At 65.7% G+C, this 20,424-nt stretch carries 17 protein-coding genes; 5 read left to right on the top strand and 12 right to left on the bottom strand.

Going from position 1 to position 20,424, the window contains the following annotated elements; all coding sequences use genetic code 11:
- Window positions 1–2: 2 nt before the first annotated feature.
- Together BM388_RS07970 and metH are read right to left on the bottom strand one after the other, a co-directional pair.
- The gene (locus tag BM388_RS07970; RefSeq protein ID WP_089848910.1) at window positions 3–1,331 is read right to left on the bottom strand and encodes an MATE family efflux transporter; all 1,329 of its coding nucleotides are present in this window, start codon (window positions 1,329–1,331) and stop codon (window positions 3–5) included.
- 61 nt (window positions 1,332–1,392) lie between these two features.
- The gene (metH, locus tag BM388_RS07965) at window positions 1,393–5,112 is read right to left on the bottom strand and encodes a methionine synthase (protein WP_089848908.1); all 3,720 of its coding nucleotides are present in this window, start codon (window positions 5,110–5,112) and stop codon (window positions 1,393–1,395) included.
- A gap of 356 nt (window positions 5,113–5,468) precedes the next feature.
- On the opposite strand from metH, the gene nfuA reads away from it, so the two are divergent.
- Window positions 5,469–6,059: a Fe-S biogenesis protein NfuA gene (gene nfuA, locus BM388_RS07960; RefSeq protein ID WP_089848906.1), complete on the top strand. Its 591-nt coding sequence runs from the start codon at window positions 5,469–5,471 to the stop codon at window positions 6,057–6,059.
- A gap of 55 nt (window positions 6,060–6,114) precedes the next feature.
- Here nfuA and BM388_RS07955 read toward each other — a convergent pair whose 3' ends face one another.
- Window positions 6,115–7,173: a DNA-binding protein gene (locus tag BM388_RS07955; protein WP_089848904.1), complete on the bottom strand. Its 1,059-nt coding sequence runs from the start codon at window positions 7,171–7,173 to the stop codon at window positions 6,115–6,117.
- Window positions 7,174–7,481: 308 nt separating this feature from the next.
- Between BM388_RS07955 and BM388_RS07950 the strand changes: the two genes are divergently transcribed.
- The 4 genes from BM388_RS07950 (at window position 7,482) to BM388_RS07940 (ending at window position 10,832) form a co-directional block, all read left to right on the top strand.
- On the top strand, window positions 7,482–8,726 hold the full coding sequence (locus BM388_RS07950) for a tyrosine-type recombinase/integrase (protein ID WP_089848902.1): 1,245 nt from the start codon (window positions 7,482–7,484) through the stop codon (window positions 8,724–8,726).
- Between the two features lie 37 nt (window positions 8,727–8,763).
- Entirely contained in the window at window positions 8,764–9,192 is a 429-nt protein-coding gene (locus tag BM388_RS07945) for a SufE family protein (protein ID WP_089848900.1), read from the top strand.
- 87 nt (window positions 9,193–9,279) lie between these two features.
- Window positions 9,280–9,879 carry a hypothetical protein gene (locus tag BM388_RS17990; protein WP_217641050.1) on the top strand — a complete coding sequence of 200 codons (600 nt, stop codon included), beginning with the start codon at window positions 9,280–9,282 and terminating at the stop codon, window positions 9,877–9,879.
- Entirely contained in the window at window positions 9,762–10,832 is a 1,071-nt protein-coding gene (locus tag BM388_RS07940) for a Fic family protein (RefSeq protein ID WP_217641049.1), read from the top strand. Before BM388_RS17990 ends, BM388_RS07940 begins: the two co-directional genes overlap by 118 nt.
- Here the strand turns inward: BM388_RS07940 and yidD are convergent.
- From yidD to BM388_RS07895, 9 genes are all read right to left on the bottom strand, one after another.
- The gene (gene yidD, locus BM388_RS07935) at window positions 10,829–11,173 is read right to left on the bottom strand and encodes a membrane protein insertion efficiency factor YidD (RefSeq protein WP_089848899.1); all 345 of its coding nucleotides are present in this window, start codon (window positions 11,171–11,173) and stop codon (window positions 10,829–10,831) included. The two genes, BM388_RS07940 and yidD, sit on opposite strands and share 4 nt — an antisense overlap.
- A gap of 33 nt (window positions 11,174–11,206) precedes the next feature.
- Complete coding sequence (hisI, locus tag BM388_RS07930; protein ID WP_089848897.1) at window positions 11,207–11,647, bottom strand: phosphoribosyl-AMP cyclohydrolase; 441 nt, start codon at window positions 11,645–11,647, stop codon at window positions 11,207–11,209.
- Entirely contained in the window at window positions 11,644–12,114 is a 471-nt protein-coding gene (locus BM388_RS07925) for a transcriptional repressor (protein WP_089848895.1), read from the bottom strand. Before BM388_RS07925 ends, hisI begins: the two co-directional genes overlap by 4 nt.
- A 70-nt stretch (window positions 12,115–12,184) precedes the next feature.
- On the bottom strand, window positions 12,185–13,147 hold the full coding sequence (locus BM388_RS07920; RefSeq protein ID WP_089848893.1) for an alpha-L-glutamate ligase-like protein: 963 nt from the start codon (window positions 13,145–13,147) through the stop codon (window positions 12,185–12,187).
- Between the two features lie 3 nt (window positions 13,148–13,150).
- Window positions 13,151–14,656, bottom strand: a complete 1,506-nt coding sequence (locus BM388_RS07915) for an inactive transglutaminase family protein (RefSeq protein WP_089848891.1) — start codon at window positions 14,654–14,656, stop codon at window positions 13,151–13,153.
- A 53-nt stretch (window positions 14,657–14,709) separates the two neighbouring features.
- Window positions 14,710–15,504 (bottom strand): ATP-dependent zinc protease family protein, encoded by a 795-nt coding sequence (locus BM388_RS07910; protein WP_245781490.1) that lies wholly within the window; start codon window positions 15,502–15,504, stop codon window positions 14,710–14,712.
- 203 nt (window positions 15,505–15,707) lie between these two features.
- Window positions 15,708–18,773, bottom strand: a complete 3,066-nt coding sequence (locus BM388_RS07905; RefSeq protein ID WP_089848887.1) for an efflux RND transporter permease subunit — start codon at window positions 18,771–18,773, stop codon at window positions 15,708–15,710.
- A complete protein-coding gene (locus BM388_RS07900; RefSeq protein ID WP_245781489.1) occupies window positions 18,773–19,840 on the bottom strand; it encodes an efflux RND transporter periplasmic adaptor subunit in 1,068 nt (355 codons plus the stop codon). Before BM388_RS07900 ends, BM388_RS07905 begins: the two co-directional genes overlap by 1 nt.
- Window positions 19,841–20,103: 263 nt before the next feature.
- The coding region (locus BM388_RS07895; RefSeq protein ID WP_139233908.1) for an integrase core domain-containing protein at window positions 20,104–20,424 on the bottom strand (321 nt) is incomplete at its 5' end.

Raw genomic sequence — 20,424 nt, 5'->3', positions numbered from 1 at the left:
GGCTAGAGCGCCAGAGACTGCCAGCGCCGCCGCTGCCAGATCAGCACGAACCAGGCCGAATTGAGGCAGCGATAGCCCAGCTGCACCCACCAGATGCCGAGCAGTCCCTGCTCGAGCACCACGCCCACCCACCAGGCCAGCGGCAGGAACACCAGCCACTGCAGGGAGAGGGTCGCGGTCATCACGGTGCGGTTCGCGCCGGCGCCCAGCAGGGCCTGGGCGAACACTAGAGCGGCGGCATCGAGCACGATCATCACCGCGGTCAGCTGCAGCGGCAGCCGGCCCAGAGCGACCAGGCCAGGGTCGTGGAGGAAGAGGCGCAGCACCGCCTCGGGGAAGAGCAGCATCGGCAGGGCCAGCACCGCCAGGGCGCACCAGGCCAGGCGAACCACGTCCCAGCCCCAGCGGTGGGCGTCATGGTGTGCCTGGCGGCCCAGCGCCTGGCCGACCAGGCTCATCGCCGCCATGCCGAGCCCCACGCCGGGCAGGATCAGCAGCAGTGAGAGGTTCACCAGCACGTGGCCCACCGCCACGCTTGGCGTATCGATGCGGCCGAGTATCCAGAACAGCACCGCGTAGCCGGCCGCGAACCACAGCTGCTGGAAGGAGTGGGGCGTGGCCAGGCGCAGGGTGGTCGACAGCACGGCGCCCCGGGGGCGTTCGACCATGAAGCCGCTGCCGGTGGCGTGACGCAGGCTGAGCCCGGCCCAGATGGCGAGCCCCGCGAACAACGAGAGGCTGGTACCGGCGCCGGCCCCGGCCGCGCCCATGGCCGGCAGCCCGGCCAGCCCGAAGATCAGCCCCAGGCTCGCGACCACGTTGATGGCGTGCATCACCAGGATGATGCGCAGGTAGATGCCGGTCTGCTGGATGCCGTTCCAGTAGCCGCGGAAGCAGAAGATCATCGCCACCGGGGCGAGCGACACCACCCGCCAGCGGAAGTACTCCACCGCCACGGCGTTGACGGCGGGGTCCTGGTTGATCAGTGCCAGCAGGCGCGGCGCCTGCCACAGGCAGAGCAGGGTGAGCGGGCCCGCCACGGCCATCGCGATGGCAAGCCCGGCATTGAGCGGCAGGGCGCGTCGTCCCCAGTCCTCCTCGCCGTGGCGTCGCGCCGTCTGGGCCTGCACCCCCGAGGAGAGCCCGAAGACCATGGCGGTGATCAGGAACATGGCGTAGCCGCCGATGCCTACGCCCGCCAGGGGCACCTGGCCGAGCGAGCCCACCAGGGCGGCATCGATCAGGTTGAGCAGGCTCTGAGTGAGCATGCCGGCGATGATCGGCAGTGAGAGGCGCAGGATCGTCTGGCGGCGGGTGGACTCGGGCAGCATCCGTCTTCCGGCAAGGTGGGGCAAAGGGGCAGACATGGCCCGCCTTGGCGGGCCGTCGGGGTCAGGCGGGGTCGTAGGAGAGCACCGGCGCGAGCCAGCGCTCGAGGTCCGTGACGCTCATGTCCTTGCGAGTGGCCAGCGCCTCGACCTGATCACGGGTGATCTTGCCGGTCGAGAAGTACTTCGAGCGGGGGTGCGAGAAGTACCAGCCGGCGACCGCGGCGGCGGGCCACATGGCGAAGTTCTCGGTGAGCGCTAGGCCGGCGTTCTCGGTGGCGTCGAGCAGGCGGAACAGGGTCGCCTTCTCGGTGTGGTCGGGGCAGGCCGGATAGCCCGGCGCCGGGCGAATGCCTTGGTACTTCTCGGCGATCAGCGCCTCGTTATCCAAGGTCTCGTCGGGCACATAGCCCCAGAACTCCTTGCGCACCCGCTCGTGGAGCCGCTCGGCGAAGGCCTCGGCCAGGCGGTCGGTGAGCGACTGCACCAGGATGGCGTTGTAGTCGTCGCCGGCGGCCTTGTACTGCTCGGCGAGCGCCTCGACGCCGTGGCCGGTGGTCACGGCGAAACCGCCGATCCAGTCCGGCTGGCCGCTTTCCTCGCCGCTGGCGTCATAACGGGGCGCCACGAAGTCGGCGAGGCTCTGGCAGACGCCGTCGCGGTTCTTGGTGGTCTGCTGCCGGATGTGGTGCAGCCGCTCGATCACCTCTCGGCGCGACTCGTCGGCGTACACCTCGATGACGTCGTCGTCGACGCAGTTGGCCGGCCACAGGCCGATCACCCCGCGGGCATGCACCAGCTTCTCGTCGATCAGCTTGCCAAGCATCGCCTGGGCGTCGGCGAAGAGATGGCGCGCGGCCTCGCCGACCACCTTGTCTTCTAGGATCCTCGGGTACTTGCCGGCCAGCTGCCAGCTCATGAAGAAGGGCGTCCAGTCGATGCGCTCGACCAGCGATTCGATGTCGTAGTCGTCGAACACCTGGAGGCCGGTGATGGCCGGCCGGGGCGGCGTGTAGCCCTCCCAGGCCATGTCGGGCTTGCGGCGTCGCGCCTCGTCGTAGCTCAAGTCGGCGGCCTTGGGGCGACGCTTGGCATTACGCTCTCGCACCGTCTCGTACTCGGCGCGGATGTCCGCGATGTAGGCCGGCTTCAGGGCCGGCGAGAGCAGCTTGCCGGCCACGCCCACCGCGCGGGAGGCGTCCGAGACGTAGATCACCGGCTGATCGTAGCCCGGTTCGATCTTGACCGCGGTGTGGGCCTTGGAGGTGGTTGCGCCGCCGATCAGCAGCGGCAGGCTGAAGCCCTGGCGCTGCATCTCCTTGGCCACGTGGACCATCTCGTCGAGCGACGGGGTGATCAGCCCGGAGAGGCCGATGATATCGGCGTTCACCTCACGGGCCGTCTGCAGGATCTTCTCGGCGGGCACCATCACGCCCAGGTCGATCACCTCGTAGTTGTTGCACTGCAGGACGACGCCGACGATGTTCTTGCCGATGTCGTGCACGTCGCCCTTGACCGTGGCCATGACGATCTTGCCCTTGGCCTTGGTCTCGGCGCTCTTCTCGGCCTCGATGTAGGGGATCAGGTAGGCCACCGCCTGCTTCATGACCCGCGCCGACTTGACCACCTGGGGCAGGAACATCTTGCCGGCCCCGAACAGGTCGCCGACCACGTTCATGCCGTCCATCAGCGGCCCCTCGATCACCTCGATGGGGCGCTCGGCACGCTGGCGAGCGAGTTCGGTGTCCTCCTCGATGTAGGCGGTGACGCCCTTGACCAGGGCGTGGGAGATGCGCTGCTCGACCTCCCAGGTGCGCCACTCCAGATCCTCTTTCTTGGCCGGGCCGCTGCCGTCGCCCTTGTATTTGTCGGCGAGCTCCAGCAGACGCTCGGTGGAGTCGCTGCGCCGGTTGAGGACCACGTCCTCCACGGCCTCGCGCAGCTCCGCCGGCAGGTCGTCGTAGACCGCAAGCTGGCCGGCATTGACGATGCCCATGGTCAGGCCGGCGCGCACGGCGTGGTAGAGGAACACCGAGTGGATCGCCTCGCGCACCGGGTTGTTGCCGCGAAACGAGAAGGAGACGTTGGAGACGCCGCCGGAGACCATGGCGTGAGGCAGGTGCTCGCGGATCCACTGGGTCGCCTCGATGAAGTCCACGGCGTAGTTGTCGTGCTCCTCGATACCGGTGGCGATGGCGAAGATGTTGGGGTCGAAGATGATGTCTTCGGCCGGGAAGTCCAGTTCGTCGACCAGGATGCGGTAGGCGCGCTCGCAGATCTCGCTCTTGCGGGCGAAGGTGTCCGCCTGGCCCGCCTCGTCGAAGGCCATCACCACCACGGCGGCGCCGAAGCGCCGGCAGGCGGTGGCCTGCTCGCGGAAGGCGTCCTCGCCCTCCTTCATGGAGATGGAGTTGACCACCGCCTTGCCCTGCACGCACTTCAGGCCCGCCTCGATGATCGCCCACTTGGAAGAGTCGATCATGATCGGCACCCGGGCGATGTCGGGCTCGCCGGCGATCAGGTTGAGGAAGCGCACCATCGCCTCCTCGGACTCGAGCATGCCCTCGTCCATGTTGATGTCGATGACCTGGGCGCCGTTTTCCACCTGCTCCAGGGCCACTTCCAGGGCCGTGGTGTAGTCCTCCTCGACGATCAGCCGCTTGAAGCGCGCCGAGCCGGTGACGTTGGTGCGCTCGCCGACGTTGACGAACAGCGAGTCGGCCTCGATGTTGAAGGGCTCGAGCCCGGAGAGACGACAGGCCCGGGAGCGCTCGGGCACTCGGCGCGGGGGCAGGTCCTTGATGGCGGCGTGGATCGCCGCGATGTGCTCCGGCGTGGAGCCGCAGCAGCCGCCGATGATGTTGACCAGGCCGCTCCGGGCGAACTCGGCGACGATCGCCGCCATCTCCTCGGGCGTCTGATCATACTCGCCGAACTCGTTGGGCAGGCCGGCGTTGGGGTGGGCGGAGACGAAGGTGTCGGCCTTGGTCGAGAGCTCATCGATATAGGGTCGCAGTTCCTCGGCGCCCAGGGCGCAGTTAAGCCCGATGGTGAGCGGCCGGGCGTGGCGCACTGAGTTCCAGAAGGCCTCGGTGGTCTGTCCCGAGAGCGTGCGCCCGGAGGCGTCGGTGATGGTGCCCGAGATCATCACCGGCAGCCGCTCGCCGCGAGCCTCGAAGAGCTCCTCGAGGGCGAAGATCGCTGCCTTGGCGTTGAGCGTATCGAAGACCGTCTCGATCATGATCAGGTCGGCCCCGCCCTCGATCAGCGCCCCGGCGGCCTCGCGGTAGTTCTCTCGCAGGGCGTCGAAGGTGACGTTGCGCTTGGCGGGGTCGTTGACGTCCGGCGACAGCGAGGCGGTGCGTGAGGTCGGCCCCAGCACGCCCGCCACGTAACGCGGCACGCCGCTCTCTTCGGCCACGGCGTCGCACACCGCGCGGGCCAGGCGCGCCGATTCGCGATTGAGCTCGGGCACCAGGTCCTCCATGCCGTAGTCCGACTGGGAAAGGCGCGTGCTGTTGAAGGTGTTGGTCTCGACGATGTCGGCACCGGCCTCGAGGTAGTCGCGGTGGATGCGGGTCACCAGGTCGGGGCAGGTCAGGGCTAGCAGGTCGTTGTTACCCTTGAGGTCGCTGGGCCAGTCGGTAAAGCGCTCGCCACGGAATTCCTGCTCAGACAGCTCGGCGTTCTGCAGCATGGTCCCCATGCCGCCGTCGAGCATCAGGATGCGACGTGACAGGCTGTCGTGAAGCGAGGCGGTCTGGGCGGTGGGAACGGCGGCCATGGGCGGGTCAATCTCCAGCGAAGAGGCGTCAGGGTTCTGGCCGGCAGCGGTGCGCCTGTGGCGTCTTGTCTCATTGAGGCGCTGCGGGCCGGGGCGGCCTGCCGGGATGCGGCACGTCGGCGGGTCGCCGGGCAAGCCGATCATCCTAGCAAAAGCCGGCGCGCCGCGGCAGGGGCGCGACGCGAGCGTCTTTCATGTCGTGCGTGACCGGGCTTCATACAGCCGGTGGATGTAAAACCCAGCAAATCAGTCGGGATTGTGTCGGCCGCGCGGGTCGCTTACCATTGATGACATCACCATTTTCTGCCTCCGTCGCGACGGTCTTCGCTGCGGCGGGTCACGATAGCGAGAGCACCATGAGCGACAGCATTCAGATCACCGATAGCGCCCAGGACTACCTCGCCGAGCTGCTCGAGAAGCAGAACGTCGAGGGCATCGCGGTACGCATCTTCATTACCCAGCCCGGCACGCCCTACGCCGAGACCTGCCTGGCCTACTGCCGGCCCGGCGAGGAGGAGCCCAACGACGAGCTGCTGGAGCTTCCCAAGCTGCGCGTCTACCTGGACAAGAACAGCCTGGCCTTCCTCGAGGAAGCCGTGGTCGATTTCAACGCCGATCGCATGGGCGGCCAGCTGACCATTAAGGCGCCCAACGCCAAGATGCCCAAGGTCAACGCCGACAGCCCGCTGGAGGATCGCGTCAACTACATCCTCTATAGCGAGATCAACCCGGGCCTGGCCTCCCACGGCGGCGAGATCAAGCTGGTCGAGCTGACCGAGGACCAGGTGGCGATCCTGGCCTTCGGCGGCGGCTGCCAGGGTTGCGCGGCGGTCGACCTGACCCTCAAGGATGGCGTCGAGAAGACCCTGCTCGAGCGTATCCCGGAGCTCGCCGGCATCCGCGACGTGACCGACCACTCGGACACCACCAACGCCTACTACCGCTAAGCGCGGCGATGGGCGCGAGACGCCCCGGGAGGCGTTCGACCTCCCGGTGTCGCGCTCACTCCTCCCTGGAAGGCTCCGCATTCGCGGGGTCTTCGTCGTTTCTGGCGCCGTGTTCGGCTTCGCCCTCCGCCTCGTGCTCGTTGTCAGGCGGCGTCACCGGTGCCTGCCACAGACAGCGATGCAGCTGAGTCTCTAGGTCGCGCAGGCGGCGCGCCTGCTCCGCCAGCAGCTGCTTCTGCTCGTCGATGCGCCCCTGCAGCAGAGCCTGTTCGTGCTGCTGCGTGCGCGTGCGCTCCTCGGCCTGCCGGCGTGCCCAGTCGGTCTCCCGGTAACGCTTCTCTTCCTCGGCCAGCGCGCTTCGCGCCTCCTGCACCAGCCGCTCTGTCTTCTCCAGTCGCGTCTCGAGCTGCTGGTGGCGCTGCGCGTGGGCCTTGTCGGCGGCTTGGCGCTCCTGGCGCGCCTGGTCGAGCAGGGCCATCAGCCGCGATTCGCTGCTCTCATGACGCTTCTCCTCCTGGGCCAGCCGCTCCTGGTGGTGTGACGCCTGCTCGGCCAGCGCCTGCTGATGCTCCCGGGCCTTTCGCTCCTGCGCCTGCTGCAGGTCGGCGAGCTGCTGCTCGAGCCGCGCCTGCTGGCGGGAGAGCTTCGCTTCGCGCTCGGCCAGGGTATCGCGTTCGGCCTCCCGGCGGGCGAGCTCCCCGCTCTGTTCCGTCAGGCGCTGCTCGGTGCTCGCCAGGTGGGCGGAGAGCGCCGACTCCCGCTGCTCGGCATCTTCGGCGCGGCGTGACGCCTCGCCGGCCTCCTGGCGGGCCGTCTCCACTCGGCTGTCGGCCTCCTGGCGATAGTGGGCGAGCGCCTCGTTGGCGGCGGTCTGGGCCTTCTCCCACAGTCCTTCGGCGAGCTCCTGCAGCGCCGCGGGCATGCCGCGGGGCGGTGGCTGGTCGCGATTCTCCTCCCGCTGGGTGCGCCACTCCCGCAGGTGCTCGCTGATAGTGGTGAAGCTGCCGGTGCCGAGCACCTCGCGCACCTTGTGCACGCTCGGGGCTTCGCCTTTCGAGAGCAGGGCGTCGATGGCCCGCTGTACATCCTCGTACCGCACGCCGCTGCGCGCCATGGTCGTGTCCTCGTGGTGGTCTGCCGCCCGCCTGTCGGGCCGTGTTGGTGTTCAGGGCGCCAGTCTACCCGGGAGCGGGCCAATATTGAAGCCAATTACATAATACGTAAAACGTAAAAATATTTACACTAATCAGAATAAAATCAAGATTACGCGGCTTATCTTGATTATGTGGCGGTACAGGGGCGACACTGGGCGGTGTGGCAGAAGGGGCCCTCCACAAACAGGTCGCGAAATACGACAAGAGTCGCGGGAGCCACGGCGTAAATCGATACGGCATGAATGTCAGGGAAGGACACGAGGAGTCGATGAAAGACGAATCACATCAGGGGCTAGAGCAGGGCGGTCGGGGGCCTGATCGGAGCCTGGCACAGGGCCTGGAGGTTGCGCCGAGCCGAGCGCCCGCGGCGGATCTCGCGCCTTCGCCGGCAACGCGCGTGCATATCGAGGCCGCGAGCGACGCCGAGGCGGTCGCGAGGTGGCTCGCCGAGTATCGAGCCAGCCAGCAGACCCAGCGCGCCTATCGCCGCGAGGCGGAGCGGCTGCTGCTGTGGCTTTCCGAGCAGGGCAGGGGCCTTGGCGAGCTGCGCCGGGGTGACCTGGATGCCTTCGAGGCGTTTCTGGCCGATCCGCGTCCGGCCGAGCGCTGGATCGGCCCGGTACGACCTCGCGACGATCCCCGCTGGCGGCCCTTTCGCGGGCCGCTGTCACCGGCAAGTCGCCGGCAGAGCCTGGTCATCCTGCAGGGCATGTACGCCTGGCTCGTGGAAGCGGGCTGGGTCGGCCACAACCCGTTTCGGCTGATGCGCGACAAGCGTCGCCGCCAGGATAATCGCCAGGGTGGCATCGAGCGCTATCTCGAGCGGCCGCTGTGGGACTGGTTCTGGGCCTGGCTCAATCGGCCTATGGCGGCGGACGCCGCACCGCGCCGGGTCTTCGAGCGGTCGCGTCGCCGGCTGGTCTTCGGCTTCGCCTACCTGCTGGCCCCGCGCATCGGCGAGATGAGCGCGGCGCGCATGAACGACTTCGTGCGCCGCGAGGGGCGCTGGTGGTGGCGGGTGATCGGGAAGGGCGACAAGGCGGCGCAGATCCCGGTGCCGCCGGACATGCTGGCCCTGCTGGAGGCCTGGCGGGAGGCCCTGGGTCTGTCACCCCATCCTGCGTCGGACGACGATGGCCCGCTACTCAGGGCCCTGGACGGCAGGCGGGGCCTGGGCGACAACCGGCTCTATCGGCTGATTCGCGACGCCTTCGGCGAGGCGGCGGACGTCCTGGAGGCCGAGCAGGGCGACGAGGCTCGCGACGCCGCGGCGCGCCTGCGCCAGGCGACGCCCCACTGGCTGCGTCATACGGCCCTGACACACCAGGCTCAGGCCGGCGTGGAGCTTCGTTACCTGGCGGGCACCGCGCGCCACTCGCGACTCGATACCACGGCGCGCTACCTGCATGCCGAGGACGAGGAGTGGCATCGCCAGCAGGCCCGCCATGGCCTCGGGAGCGGGGCCGCCCATGAAGAGCACGACGACGGCGGAGGATCGAGATGGGACGCCTGAGTCGTTATACTGAACCTCACCGCTTTGAGGAGAGATCATGAGCACCGAGACCACCGCCGAACAGGCTCAGCAGGAGCTTCTCGACGAGTTCGAGATGTTCGACAACTGGATGGATCGCTACCAGTACATCATCGACATGGGCAAGCAGCTGCCGACCTTCCCCGAGGAGTGGAAAGTCGATGAGCTGAAGATCCAGGGCTGTCAGTCCAACGTCTGGATGCGTCACCGCCGCGAAGGCGAGACCCTGCACTTCGATGCGGTCTCCGATGCCGCCATCGTCTCCGGGCTGATCGCCGTGCTGATGCGCATCTACAACGACCGCCGGCCGGCGGACATCCGCGCCACCGGCCCGCACTTCCTCAAGGATCTCGGCCTCGACAAGCATCTTTCGCCGACCCGCAGCAACGGCCTCAACGCCATGCTGGAGCGGATCTACCGGGTGGCCGAACAAGAAGCCGCTGCCTGACCCATAGGCTCTGATCCTCGGGTCTGCCATAATCATTTTTATCGGCCGTGTCGATTTTATAATCATTTTCGCAGCGGGATAATCATTTTGGCAGCCCAAGAGCAGAATGAAATCGGCTATGGCTGGCTTGCCCGCCGCTACGACGTCGAGGCGACTCAGCCGTTCCCGGTCACGAGCCGTATCGGGAGGACGCGGCATACGCATGAAGTCGATGGTGGCCGCCAGGAGACGTATCTCGAGGCCATGCGCCCGGCCGATACCCTGAGTGCTCATTTGACCTTCGCCCTGAAGCACGAAGGAGTGCATCTGGAGTTTCTGGCTCGACTTTTCGAGGTCATTCCCGAGCAGTTGCTGGCAGATTGGGTGCGTAGTGAACCTACCGGGCAATATGCCCGTCGGGCGGGCTTTCTCTATGAATGGCTGACGGGGCGTCAACTGGATATCGACGAAGTGGGGGCAACTATCGCGACCTGCTCGATGCTCGATATCACCTCGTCCGAAGCTCGCCGAAGCGGAATCGTCGCTGGAGGATCAACGATAACCTTCCCGGAACTCCCGACTACTGCCCGATGGTGCGCAAGACGCCCTTGGTCGATGAAGCCGCGGGTTACGACGTTGGTGCCCGGCTGGATGCCATGGAGGGGGAGTTCGGCGCCGACATCCTGCGCAGAAGTGCCGTCTGGCTGACCATCAAGGAAAGCCGTGCCAGTTTCGTCATCGAGCATGAGGGTGATCGGCGAGACCGCATCCAGCGCTTTGCGGAAGCCATGGAAGCCTACTGTGGTCGCCTGTCGGACCCGCTCGATCAGCATGCGCTGAGTGATCTCCAGCGGGCCATCCTGGGCGTGTCGACGATCGAGCCGGGACTGCGTCAATCTCCGGTCTTCGTCGGTAGCCGGTCTCTCCAGCACGGTGCCGTGGTGCACTATGTCTGCCCACACTGGGATTGGCTGCCCGGCATGCTCGGTGGGCTGCGTCAGTTCCTGTTGACCACAGAGAACGTTCCTTCCATCTTGCGCGCGGCCGTGGCGAGCTTCGGCTTCGTCTTTCTCCATCCTCTGGCCGATGGCAATGGCCGAGTGTCGCGGTTTCTGGTCAATGACGTACTGCGGCGCGATGGGGTCGTGCCCGAGCCCTTCATTCTACCCGTCTCCGCGGCCATCACTTCCTCGGCGATTCGGCGTGCCGAATACGACCGGGTGCTTGAGCGCTACTCGCGCCCCTTGATGGAGGCCTACCGAGATTCGGTTACCTTCTCTAGGGAGCGCTCACGATACGACGATGGAATCGAGTCTGACTTCGAGTTTTCGGCCTATGATCTGGCGGGGCCAACCTGGCGTTATCCCGACCTGACACCCCAGGTCGAATATCTAATGGGCATTCTTCGTCATACGCTGGAACATGAGATGCATGAGCAGGCCACGCTGCAACGGGCCTGGTATCAGACGCGATCGGCGATCAAGGATTGGCTGGAAGGGCCCGATGACCACATCGATCGCATCATTCGTGCGATTCGCCAGAACGGCAGAATCAGCGGCAAGCTGATCAGGGAATTTCCAGTGTTGCAGGATGCGGACCTGGCATCACGCCTGGAGCAGGAAGTGGTCACTGGTTTTCGTGATCTGGACGTCCATTTCTAGGCGTTATTTTCTTTGGCGGCATCGCTTGCGCCGTGCTGTCGGCAGCGAAAATGTTCGTCGAGCTCGGGGTCCTCGCGGCACAGTTGCTCGCTCGGGCCGCCGGGTACCGGATCGATGCCGCCGTCGGCGCCGGGATGGCAGCGCGCGATGCGCTTGATGCCCAGCCAGCCGCCGCGCAGCGGGCCATGTACCCGCAGGGCCTCCGCCGTATAGGCCGAACAGCTCGGCCAGTAGCGACAGCGCGGCCCCAGCAGCGGGCTCAGCGTGACCTGATAGAGCCGCACCAGGGCGATCATCAGCCCGCCCAAGGCGCGTGACAGCAGGGCCAGCCCGCGCCTCATGACTCAGGCCTTTCCATCTCGGTCCTTCTCATCTCAACCCTTGCCATAGAGCGTATCGGGGTCGATCAGCGGATCGCTGCTGATACGCGCCTCGTCACCCTCCAGCGCCACATAGAAACAGCTGCGCCGCCCGCTGTGGCACGCCGGCCCGGTCTGTTCCACCTGCAGCAGCAGGGTGTCGCCATCGCAGTCCAGCGCGGCGGCCCTGAGGCGCTGCTGCTGGCCGGAGCTCTCGCCCTTGCGCCACAGCTTGCCGCGGGAGCGCGACCAGTAGCAGACGCGGCCGGTGCGCAGGGTCTCCTCCAGGGCCTCGCAATTCATCCACGCCATCATCAGCACCTCGCCACTGTCGTGCTGCTGGGCGATGGCGGGGATCAGGCCGTCGGCATTGAAGCCCACGGCGGCGAGGATCTCGGCCAGGGGCCGGCGGCTGTCGCGGGGGGCCCGTTCGAGGGCCTTGAAGGATGTGCTCATGGAGACTCCGCGGATAGAGCAGGAGAGTGTGCCTGACGGCAGGCGTCGCACTGGCCGAGCAGCTCGATGGTCTGGCGCTGGACCTCGAAGCCCAGCTCCTGGGCGCGTTGCGTCAGGTGGTCGTTGACGTCATCCAGGTGTAGTTCCTCGACGCGGCCACAGTGGCGGCAGATCAAAAGCTGGAAGCCGTGGGCGTGCTCCGGGCAGGGGCAGGCCACGTAGGCGTTGAGCGACTCGATGCGATGCACTAACCCGTGCTCGATGAGAAACTCGAGGGCCCGGTAGACGGTGGGCGGACGCGCCGCAGCGTGCTCGGCCGCCAGGCGGTCGAGCAGCTCGTAGGCCTTCAAGCCGCCGCGGGTGGTGGCGATCAGCTCCAGCACGCGGCGGCGAATCGGCGTGAAGCGCGCGCCGCGTTGCTGGCACTGCTGCTCGGCCTGGCGGATCATGTCGCGGGGGTCGGTCATGGCACCCGAAGCGGTGGCTGGAGGAAGCACATATTCTACGCGGCCCCTAGGTGAGGAGCCAGCCGGCGCCTCAGGCCGTCTCGCGCAGCTCGCTCGAGCGGGCGAAGTGGTGCTGCGAGAAGGCGATCCGCTCCTCGGCGGATACGCCGTCCGGCTGGCGTTCGATCAGGTCGAGCCGCGAGCGCAGCCCCACGCCGTTGGCCATCTGGATCGCCAGGCCCGGGCGGGCGTTGAGTTCGAGCAGCATGGGGCCATGATCGCGATCGAGCACCATGTCGGTGCCGAGATAGCCAAGGCCCGTCATCTCGTAGCAGCCGGCGGCGAGCAGCAGCAGGGTCTCCCAGCCGGGAATGTGCAGGCTGGCGAGCTCATGGCCGGTATCGGGATGGTCGTGTCGCGTGCGGTCGAACTGCACGCCGCGGATCGCCATGCCGCTGGCGATATCGATGCCGACCCCCACGGCGCCCTGGTGCAGGTTGGCCTTGCCGTCTGATGCCGCCGTGGAGAGGCGCATCATCGCCATCACCGGATAGCCCTTGAAGACGATCACCCGGATGTCGGGCACGCCCTCGTAGGTGTACTCGGCGAAGGAGTCGTCGAAGTTGATCAGCGCCTCGACCAGCGCCACGTCGGGTGAGCCGCCCAGCGAATAGAGCCCCGAGAGGATGTTGGAGACGTGACGCTCCACGTCGCCGAGGCTCAGCCGGGTGCCGCTCGGCTTGACGTAGTGATCGCCCTCGACCCGCTCGATGACCAGGATGCCCTTGCCACCACTGCCCTTGGCGGGCTTGATCACGAAGCCCGGGTGGCCGATGAGCATCTCGCGGATGTGCTTGATGCCGAACTGCGTGGTGACGGTGCCGATCAGGGCCGGCGTGGTGATGCCGTACTCCTGGGCCAGCAGCTTGGTCTGGAGCTTGTCATCCACCAGCGGATAGAGCCGGCGGCTGTTGTAGCGTCCGATGTAGCGGATGTTGCGCCGGTTCATGCCGATGATGTCCTTGGCACGCAGGCGCGCGGGGGTCGTCCACATGACTCAGTCCTCCGTGACCGGCTTGAAGCGGCGCAGCTCGAGCAGGCGATAGCCCGTGTAGTTACCGAGCAGCAGAATCAGCCCCATCAGCATCAGCTGCACGCCGAGGAAGTTGAAGGTGATGTGGCGGATCCAGGGGTTGTTCATGGCCAGATAGGCGAGCACCGCCGTCATGAGGCTGCCGCCACCCTGGATCAGCACCTGCTTGGGGCCTTCCTCCTCCCACAGGATCGACATCCGCTCGATGGTCCAGGAGAGGATGATCATCGGGAAGAAGGTGATGGTCAGGCCGGCGTTGAGCCCGAATCGATAGGAGAGCACCGAGAACACCGAGATGATGGCGATGACCGTGATGATCACCGCCGTGACTCGCGCCACCAATAATAGATTCAGATAGGAGAGATAGTTGCGGATCACCAGTCCCACGGCGACCACCATCAAGAAACCGACCAGGCCGGTGATCAGGGTGGTCTGGATGAAGGCCAGCGCAATCAGCACCGGCATGAAGGTGCCCGAGGTCTTGATGCCCACCAGGACACGCAGCAGCACCACCACCAGCGCGCCGATGGGAATCAGCAGGATGGTCTGGAACAGTGCCTGATCCTCGAGGGGCAGGCTGTGGATAGAGAAGTTGAGCAGGGTGTCGTCGGCCAGCTGGTTGCGCACGGCGGCGGCGGCCGGCTGGTTGCGCGAGAGCATCGAGAAGTTGATGCGCGAGTTGCTGCCGCCCTGGACCTCGAGCACCGCCTGACCGGCGGACTCCCAGAGCAGCATGTTGTCCGGTCGTCCTCGCTCGCCGGTGCGCGGATCGAAGAGCCCCCCCTGCTGATCCTCGAAGACCTGGATCCAGGTCGTCAGGCTCTGGCGGCGACGGCCATGATCCAGCATCAGCCCGCTGACCTCGCGGGCCGGCACCCCCGCCTGATTGAGCAGGCGCACCAGCAGCGGCGTGCGGTCGAACTGGGTCAGCAGCAGCCGCGCATTCTCGCCCTGGCGCTCGTCGCTGAAGTCGCGGATCAGCTCACGGGCGAAAGTGAAGTGATCGGCGCTGCGCGACCAGGCGCGGTCGATCACCTGGCTGGCTGCGGTATCGTAGGGCGACTCCCAGAGGATGTCGCGACGCAGGGCAGGGGGCTCGATGTTCGCGTCACGGGCTTCCGGTGCCACCAGCGCCTGGACGCTATAGTAGAGCTGCTGCTCGCCGACGGCCTCGCGGGTCGACCATTCGGCGCGACGACCGCCTTGCTCCTCGAGAAAGGCCAGGCCGTAACCGGGCGAGGCGGTATGCTCGGTAAGGATGCGATACCCCTGCTGGCTCGAGGGCAGTGCCATGTTGACCTTGGCCGGTCCACCGTCGGCGGTGAAGTTCACCTGGGCCTCGATCTCCCAGACCTGGCGCAGTTCGCCCGGCGTCCAGGGCACTTCGAACTGCACGTGACGATGGATGCTCATGGCGGCGCCGGCCACCAGCAGGAGGGTGACGATCAGATAGAAGGGCAGTCGTGACATGGGTCTTCCTTGGGGGATGGACGGGCGGTCCGGGTCAGGCCCGGACGCGGGCGTCAGCCCTCGGGTTGTGCATCGGCATCGGTGGCTTCATCGGCGCCGGCGTCCGCTGCCGGACGCCCACCCGGAAATTCGGGGCGCTCGTGGAGGTACTGCTCGGCCACGTCGATGATGGCGATATCCAGCAGGAAACGACGCCCGAGCAGGACCGGGTGATCGAGGTGCGTGCGGTCATTTAGGGTGAACTGCACCGTCTCGCGCAAGGGGCCGAGGGTCATCATCAGGCTGATCACCGGTCGAGAATCCTCACCGGAGGCCTGGATGATGCGCACGCGTCGATCCACCGGCGCTTCGATCCACTCGCCGCGGACGCCGTCGACGACGCTGTCGTCATCGTTGAGCCCCAGCTTGAAACGCACCCAGTCCTCGCCGTCGCGTTCGAAGCGCGTGATCTCGGTGGCCGAGAGCGACGAGGTGGTGGCACCCGAGTCGATCCGCGCCTTCAGGTAGGTGCCTACGCTTGGCAGGCCAATCCATTCTGAGCGCCCCAGCAGCGACTTGTTGGAGACGCTCGCATCGTTGGTGCACTCGCGTGTCACCTGCTCCGGTTCGCTATTGGCCTGCGCCAGACCGGACTGCAGTCCTCGCAGCAGGCTGCCAATCTCTCCGAGGTCGGCAGTGACCCGATCGAGACGCTGCTGCTGCCGTGCAAACTGCTCCTGCTGGCCACCGCACTGACTCATCACGGTGGTTTCCAGCTGCATGAAACGCTCCTCGAGCTGCGCCCGGGTGGCAGGCTTGGCGTCGACGTCCTCGTCTGCCTGAGGCAGCCAGGCGCATCCCGTCAGCAACGAGAGTCCAAGCACTGCCACTGCGCATGAATAGCGATTACCCATTTATCGTTCACACCTTTCAGCGGCCGTTGGTATCCGACCCGAGCCACCGCCGGAATCGTCAGGTTCTGTGCTTCGCGCCCGGCGAAGCAAACAGCGATGATAAGGAGTGGGGTCGAGCCTGTCCACGCAGACCCCGGGCGGATCCGGCGCCGCCATGATCAGGAGGGCTCGCCTTGCGCCGCGCCTGCGTCCTTGGTCACGTTGTGGTCTCGTGCCAGCAGGAGGTAGAACGCCGGCAGCACGAAGAGGGTGAACAGGGTACCGATGCCCAGCCCCGAGGCGATGGTCAGGCCGATATCGAAACGACTTACCGCACCGGCACCGGTAGCCACCAGCAGCGGCACCATGGCCACGATCAGCGCCACCGACGTCATCAGGATCGGCCGCAGCCGGATGGCCGAGGCCTCGATGACCGCCTCGCGCTTATTGAGTCCCTTCTCGTGCTGCAGGTGATTGGCAAACTCAACGATCAGGATGCCGTTCTTGGCCACCACGCCGATCAGGGTGATCAGGCCGACTTGAGTATAGATGTTCAGGCTCGAGACACCGAGGGTAATGAACGTCATGGCGCCGGCGATCGACATCGGTACCGAGACCAGGATGATCAGCGGATCGCGCCAGCTTTCGAACTGAGCCGCCAGTACCAGATAGATGACGATCAGCGAGAGGAAGAAGGTCAGCACCAGCGCGCTGCCCTGGGTCATCAGCTGTCGAGACTGGCCCTTGTAGTCGACCGAATAGGCCGGTGGCAGGGTCTCGGCGGCGGCCTGGTTGAGCCAGTCCAGTGCATCGCCCAGCGCCACGCCGGGTCGCGGTACCCCTTCGAGAATCAGCGAGTTCAACTGCTGGAACTGGCTGCGCGCCGAAGGCTCCACGCTGTCTTCGAAGCGAACCAGATTGCCAAGCGGCACCTGTTGACCGGCGTCTGCCTCGATGTAGTAATCGTCGATCATCGAGGCGTCCAGCCGGAATGCCTGCTCGACCTGCGCGATGACCTTGTAGCTTCGTCCGTCCATGCTGAAGCGGTTGGTGAAGCCCTCGCCGAGCAGCGTCGACAGCGCCTGGCCGACATCGGCCATGGTCAGGCCAAGGTCCGCCACTCGGTTGCGGTCGACCAGGATGCGAGTGGTCGGTCGATCGAAATCGATCGACTTGCGCAGGAAGGCGAAGTTGCCGCTGCCCATGGCCTGGCCGAGCAGCTCATCGGCGACGGCGTTGAGCTCTGCATAGCTGTTGCCGCTGGTCAGCACGAACTGAATCGGCAAGCCGCCGCTTGAGCCGGGCAGGGAAGGGCGAGGGAAGGCGGCAGTCTGCAGGCCGGTGACTCGGGAAAGCGCCTCCTGAAGCGTCGGCATCACCTCCATCTGGGAGACCTCTCGTTCGCTCCAGGGAGCCATCTTGAAGCCTCCGAATACGGTGTCGGCGCTGGTGCCGCCGAGGATCATGAAGGATTCCTTGTAGCCATCGATCTCCTCCATGCCGGCCTGGATATCCGCGGCGTAGCGCTCCAGATACTCCAGCGTTCCGGTCTTCGGCGCGGTGCCTTGAAAGAAGATGATGCCCTGATCTTCCGTGGGGGCCAGCTCGTTCTGGCTGGTGATGAACATGAAATAGATCGAGGCCAGGACCACCGTGGCAAACACCACCGGCACGGAGACGGTTTCGAGGGTGCGGGAGAGCATCCCGCGATAGCCATTGGAGAGGCCGTTGAAGCTGGCCTCGACCCCGCGCTCGAAGCGAGACGACGTCCCGTGAGGTTTCAGCACCTTGCCGGACAGCATGGGGGAGAGCGTCAGGGCGACGATACCCGAGACCACCACTGCGCCGGCCAGGGTGAAGGCAAACTCGGTGAACAGTGAGCCGACCAGGCCCCCCATGAAGCCGATGGGCGCATAGACGGCGACCAGCGTCGTGGTCATGGCGATGATCGGCACTGCCATTTCGCGAGCGCCATTGATGGCCGCATCGAATCGCGATTCACCGGCTTCGATATGCCGGTGCACGTTTTCGACCACGATGATGGCATCGTCCACCACCAGGCCGATGGCCAGTACCATCGACAACAGGGTGAGCAGATTGAGCGAGAAGCCCAGCATCAGCATCACGAAGGCGGCCCCGATCAGCGACAGCGGCACCGCCACGGCCGGGACCAGAGCCGCACGGAAGGATCCGAGCGACAGGAAGATCACCACCAGCACGATGATGACCGCCTCGAGCAGCGTCTTGATCACCTCGTTGATGGAGTCCTCGATGAACTCCGAGGCGTCATAGGGCAGTACCGCCTCGAGGCCGGTCGGTAGCTGGCGTCGGATCTCCGGCATGGCGTCGCGCACGGCCCTGGCGACGTCCAGCGGGTTGGCGCCGGGCGCCTGCTCGATGGCCATGAAGGTGGCGGGAGTGCCGCTGTACCAGGCCGTGCTGTCATAGTTTTCCGCGCCCAGCTCGGCGCGTGCCACGTCTCTCAGCCGCACCAGATCACCACCGTCGTTGCGCACCACCAGTTCCTCGAACTTGGCGGGATCCGTGATATCGGTATCGGTGGTCAGGTTGATGGCCACGAACTCGCTGCGGGTCTTGCCGACGCCCGCCTGATAGTTATTGCTGCGCAGCACCTCGAGGATCTGTTCGGGGTCGACGTTCAACGCCGCCATGCGCTGCGGGTCGAGCCAGATGCGCATGGCCATGCTCTGGCCGAAGCTGCGCGCCTTGGCCACGCCGGGCAGTGCCTGCAGCTTGGGCTGCACGACGCGCGTTAGGTAGTCGGTGATGCGCGGCACCGCCATGCGCTGCGAGTAGAACGCCAGGTACATCAGCGCCGTGCTGTCGCCGGTCGACGACTCGATGACTGGACTCTCGGCCGCCGCTGGCAGCACGCTGCGCTGACTGGCCACCTTGGCCTGCACCTCGGCCAGCGCCGCGTTGGCGTCATAGTTCAGCTCCATGTTGACCTCGATGGTCGAGGCCCCCTGGATACTGCTCGATTCGATGAAGTCGATGCCATTGGCTTCGGCGATGGCCTGCTGCAGGGGTGTGGTGACGAAGCCCTGCACCAGCTCGGAACTGGCCCCGGGATAGGACGTCGTCACCGTAATCACGGTGCTTTCGAGCGCCGGATATTGGCGAACCTCCATGTCCATGGCGGCCCTGAGGCCCGCGAGAAGAATCAGCAGGCTGACCACGGTGGCGAGCACCGGACGACGGATGAAGATGTCGGTGAAAGCCATCAGCCGTCTATCTCCCTGTCCGCGTCAGTCGCCTGGTCACGGCCCGACACCGCCACGGGCTGGCCGTCGCGCAAGCGCAGCAGCCCAGTAGCCACCACGCGATCGCCTGCGCTCAGCCCCTCGACGATCTCGACGACATCGCCGCGCGTGCTGCCTGAGGTGACCTGCTGACGAGAGGCGATCAATTGGCCTTCGTCGTTCTCGGTGACACGAAACACGAAGTCGCCATAGGTATTGAACGAGAGCGCCGTGCGGGGGAGGGTGAAGACCTCGCGGGTCTCGGGCGAAAGGGTGTCGACCTCGGCAAACATGCCGGGACGCAGGACGTTATCGGCATTGTCGAGACGTGCGCGGACATTGAGCGTGCGTGTCGATTCATTGATCGAGGGCGCGATCGCCAGGATCTCGCCACGGAAGGTACGCTCGGGATACGCGGCCACCGACAGTGAGATTCCGCGCCCGGCGGCCACCCGATTCAGTGCCCGCTCGGGCACGCTGTAGTCGACGTGGATAGGATCGAGCATGTTCAGGTCGACGATCGGCGTGCCCTCGGCCAGGTATTCGCCCAGATCCACCTCGCGAAGCCCCACCACGCCGTCAAAGGGAGCGCGAATCGTCTTCTTGCTCAACTGGGCCCGCTGCTGTTCGGCCTTGGCGCGAGCGGCCTGGAAGTTGGCGCGGGCCTCATCGAACTCTGACTGGGAGACCGCGTTGCGTGGCAGCAGATTCGAGTAACGCTTGAAGGTTTCATTGGCGAGCTGGGCCTGGGCCTCCAGGGCAACGAGCGCGGCCCGATCGACGCTATCCTCGAGGCGAATCAGGATATCCCCTTGGCTGACGCGCTGACCCGACTCGAAGGCTAGATGACTGACGACACCGGCCACTTCATTGGCGACCTTCACGCCATTGATGGCGCGCAGTGATCCAACGGAACTCACCCCCGAGCGCCATGACTGTGACGTGATGGTGACGACCTCGACGGGTGTCGGCGGCTGGGCGCGGGCGTTCTGTTCATTCGTTTCCTGCATCTTCACATACTTCCAGCCGAAGATGCTGCCCAGGGCCACCGCCAACACGGCGATGACGATGACGAGGCGTACGGTGGTTTTCATAGATGGTCTCGCGAAGCGTCGATACGATCCACGCGCTCAGGACTCACCGAGGCGGCGCAGGAGAAGGTCATATAAGAACACAACGGGGAAAGGGTGTAAGCACGACGCACAAACCGCCAGGCTTTCGCAGGCCAATGCCGGAGCCGCGTTCGCCGGACATACCCATGATTTAACATAATATACATTATGCGACTTACAGGATGCTTGGATAATACTCACTATGTGTCGGGTCCCGTGTGATTGACCACCCGCTTGGTAAATAACTCAGGTCGCTTGGCCTGCCATTCCTTCATCACCGCAATCGGTGATTGATGGTGCAGCGCCTTCTGGGGAATGTGGTGATTGTATAGCCACGTATAGCGTTTCAGCGTCTGCTCCAGATCTTCTCCTGAGGTATAGCGCCTTGTCGCTAGCACATCGCTGATGCGGCCATTGAAGCGCTCCACCATGCCGTTCGTCTGCGGCCTTCCCGGCTTGATCAGACGATGTTCGATACCATCGGCCTGGCACTCTTGGTCAAATGCATGGTTCCCGCTGGG

The organism is Halomonas saccharevitans, assembly GCF_900116405.1.
GTDB classification, from domain to species: Bacteria; Pseudomonadota; Gammaproteobacteria; order Pseudomonadales; family Halomonadaceae; genus Halomonas; species Halomonas saccharevitans.
The sequence above is the reverse complement of the archived record's forward strand: the minus strand, read 5'-3'. Positions and strand labels throughout refer to the sequence as shown.

What these genes read in the sequence shown, in the direction of transcription:
- BM388_RS07970 (WP_089848910.1), bottom strand. Translation starts at nt 1,331, where the DNA reads ATGCTGCCCGAGTCCACCCGCCGCCAGACGATCCTGCGCCTCTCACTG.
- metH (WP_089848908.1), bottom strand. Translation starts at nt 5,112, where the DNA reads ATGGCCGCCGTTCCCACCGCCCAGACCGCCTCGCTTCACGACAGCCTG.
- nfuA (WP_089848906.1), top strand. Translation starts at nt 5,469, where the DNA reads ATGAGCGACAGCATTCAGATCACCGATAGCGCCCAGGACTACCTCGCC.
- BM388_RS07955 (WP_089848904.1), bottom strand. Translation starts at nt 7,173, where the DNA reads ATGGCGCGCAGCGGCGTGCGGTACGAGGATGTACAGCGGGCCATCGAC.
- BM388_RS07950 (WP_089848902.1), top strand. Translation starts at nt 7,482, where the DNA reads ATGAAAGACGAATCACATCAGGGGCTAGAGCAGGGCGGTCGGGGGCCT.
- BM388_RS07945 (WP_089848900.1), top strand. Translation starts at nt 8,764, where the DNA reads ATGAGCACCGAGACCACCGCCGAACAGGCTCAGCAGGAGCTTCTCGAC.
- BM388_RS07940 (WP_217641049.1), top strand. Translation starts at nt 9,762, where the DNA reads ATGGTGCGCAAGACGCCCTTGGTCGATGAAGCCGCGGGTTACGACGTT.
- yidD (WP_089848899.1), bottom strand. Translation starts at nt 11,173, where the DNA reads ATGAGGCGCGGGCTGGCCCTGCTGTCACGCGCCTTGGGCGGGCTGATG.
- hisI (WP_089848897.1), bottom strand. Translation starts at nt 11,647, where the DNA reads ATGAGCACATCCTTCAAGGCCCTCGAACGGGCCCCCCGCGACAGCCGC.
- BM388_RS07925 (WP_089848895.1), bottom strand. Translation starts at nt 12,114, where the DNA reads ATGACCGACCCCCGCGACATGATCCGCCAGGCCGAGCAGCAGTGCCAG.
- BM388_RS07920 (WP_089848893.1), bottom strand. Translation starts at nt 13,147, where the DNA reads ATGTGGACGACCCCCGCGCGCCTGCGTGCCAAGGACATCATCGGCATG.
- BM388_RS07915 (WP_089848891.1), bottom strand. Translation starts at nt 14,656, where the DNA reads ATGTCACGACTGCCCTTCTATCTGATCGTCACCCTCCTGCTGGTGGCC.
- BM388_RS07905 (WP_089848887.1), bottom strand. Translation starts at nt 18,773, where the DNA reads ATGGCTTTCACCGACATCTTCATCCGTCGTCCGGTGCTCGCCACCGTG.